General features: G+C 56.1%; 3 protein-coding genes and 1 pseudogene. All 4 read left to right on the plus strand.

What is annotated here, in order from left to right; translation table 11 throughout:
• The first annotated feature begins 366 nt into the window (after nucleotides 1-366).
• Nucleotides 367-579: a hypothetical protein gene (locus H7A77_RS25395; protein WP_182074836.1), complete on the plus strand. Its 213-nt coding sequence runs from the start codon at nucleotides 367-369 to the stop codon at nucleotides 577-579.
• Nucleotides 573-716 carry a hypothetical protein gene (locus tag H7A77_RS25400; RefSeq protein WP_154582428.1) on the plus strand — a complete coding sequence of 48 codons (144 nt, stop codon included), beginning with the start codon at nucleotides 573-575 and terminating at the stop codon, nucleotides 714-716. The genes H7A77_RS25395 and H7A77_RS25400 overlap by 7 nt, the downstream gene beginning before the upstream one ends.
• A 3-nt stretch (nucleotides 717-719) precedes the next feature.
• Nucleotides 720-1,505, plus strand: coding sequence for a ParB/RepB/Spo0J family partition protein (locus H7A77_RS25405; RefSeq protein WP_182074837.1), 786 nt, complete (start codon nucleotides 720-722; stop codon nucleotides 1,503-1,505).
• Nucleotides 1,502-1,773: pseudogene (locus H7A77_RS25410) on the plus strand (hypothetical protein); the annotation flags it as partial. The gene H7A77_RS25405 and the pseudogene H7A77_RS25410, both read left to right, overlap by 4 nt.

The following is a 1,773-nucleotide window of genomic DNA, read 5'->3' on the forward strand; positions in this document are numbered from 1 at the left end:
GTTAATGCCGGCGTATTAGGCTGACCACTCGCCCGATTCCTTAAATTCTGGAAGCGGTGAAGGATCCTACCTCATGAGTGGTCAGCCCAATACCTCACCTATCTGGTGGCGTATCGTTTCGGTTCACCTTTTAACCTACACAGTATAAAGCCCCGGTTCGATGCGCCACCAGGTGCGTGAGAAATCACAAGCCTGCTCAGTACCACTTCCCTTGTCACATCCTTTGCCCCGCTCGCCGGGGCTCTTTTTTTCACATCAGTAAAGGCGCTGCCCTGCTCCAGTGTGCTGGAACCGTAGGGAAACCGAGCGCGTGCATCAACTCAGGCAGCGCCTTTATCCATGTGAATTTCATTGAGAGGACATGTTATGCAAACCACTACCCAACGCTGTGAACACTGCGGCCAGACGCGCGACGTAGCCAAACAGTCCGTAAGCATTCAGCGCTACGAGGACGGCAGATATAAGGCCGTGAGAATCCTCGTCTGCGCCGATACCTGCGCGCCGGTGTACGTCGTCCGCCAGAACATCAGAACACTGCAGCGCCGCCTGTACACCCAGCAGCGGAGGCCAACATGGTAAGCCTCAACGCTCGTATTCAGCACAAGTACGACCTGACCGGGGGCGATTTCGCCCCTAAGCGCCACCACGGCAAACACCTTTTCTACCTACTCATTTTTACCCTGTGCCTGCTGACTGCCGGCGCGGTCTGGAGTTGATGCATGGCCAAAAACTCAACGGAAGCATACGGCGCCAGCGGTAAAACTAACGTGTTGATGTTCGAGCCTGAAAATCTGCACCTGGTGTCTGATAAAACGCACCCGCTTTACGACGAACGCATCCACCTTCCTCTCCATGAACCGACTGTGCTTAGCATCATGAAGTTGGGAGTGATTGAGCCGATCGTTATCTGGAAAGACCCAGAGACAGGCCGCTCCTGCGTAGTTGAAGGTCGCCAGCGGGTTAAAAACACCCTCGAAGCCAATAAACGTCTGCGGGAAGAAGGCAAAAAACCTCTTCTGGTGCCGGCGGTCGTCAGGCGTGGATCACCGTTTAGCGTTGCTGAGGTGATGATTAGTGCCAATGAAATCTTTCAGGCAGACACGCCACTGGGTCGTGCCAAGAAAATGGCTGATGCGCTGACGCGGGGTCACGACGAAAAAGACCTTGCCCTGATGTTTGGCGTCGGCGTGCAGACGATCCGCGCTACACTCGCCCTGCTCGATGCCACTCAGGCAGTTAAAGATGCGGTTGAATCTGGCGACATTACCGTTACGCAGGCGCGCCAGCTCGCGAACCTCTCACCCGACGAACAGCGCGAAAAGGTGAAAGAAGTTGAAGAGGCCACCGCCGGCACCAAAGGCCACGAAAAGGCACGCCGGCAGCGCCAGGTGATTGGCGATGCCAAACCCCGCATGAAGTCCCGAAAAGAAATCACGAAAGCCCTTGAGGGTGCGAGCGGTGCTTACGCTCAGGCGCTCCGTTGGGTGCTGGGAGACGACGAATGACAACCATCAAGCGCTTTACCCCTGATTACGCCATGCACGCGGCTCGCTTTGAGCCGTTCGCCAGAGAGGCGGAGCATGGTGAATACGTTCGGTTTGATGCCCACCAGCAGAAGGTGAGCGCGCTTGAGGCTGAGCGCGATGCGCTGGCTGTGGAGAATGCGGCGCTGAAGCGCGAGCGCTCTGAACTGAGTGCTATCGGTGAGCTAATCCGCACCCAAGATAACCGTATAACTGACCAGCCATTTTTTGCAGTCATGACCAAACGGGA

The sequence above is a fragment of the Serratia sp. ME47 genome (assembly GCF_903970925.1).
GTDB classification, from domain to species: Bacteria; Pseudomonadota; Gammaproteobacteria; order Enterobacterales; family Enterobacteriaceae; genus Serratia; species Serratia ureilytica.

Bases quoted from the DNA above. Each gene is read 5' to 3' on its own strand.
- H7A77_RS25395 (WP_182074836.1), top strand. From the start codon at position 367: ATGCAAACCACTACCCAACGCTGTGAACACTGCGGCCAGACGCGCGAC.
- H7A77_RS25400 (WP_154582428.1), top strand. From the start codon at position 573: ATGGTAAGCCTCAACGCTCGTATTCAGCACAAGTACGACCTGACCGGG.
- H7A77_RS25405 (WP_182074837.1), top strand. From the start codon at position 720: ATGGCCAAAAACTCAACGGAAGCATACGGCGCCAGCGGTAAAACTAAC.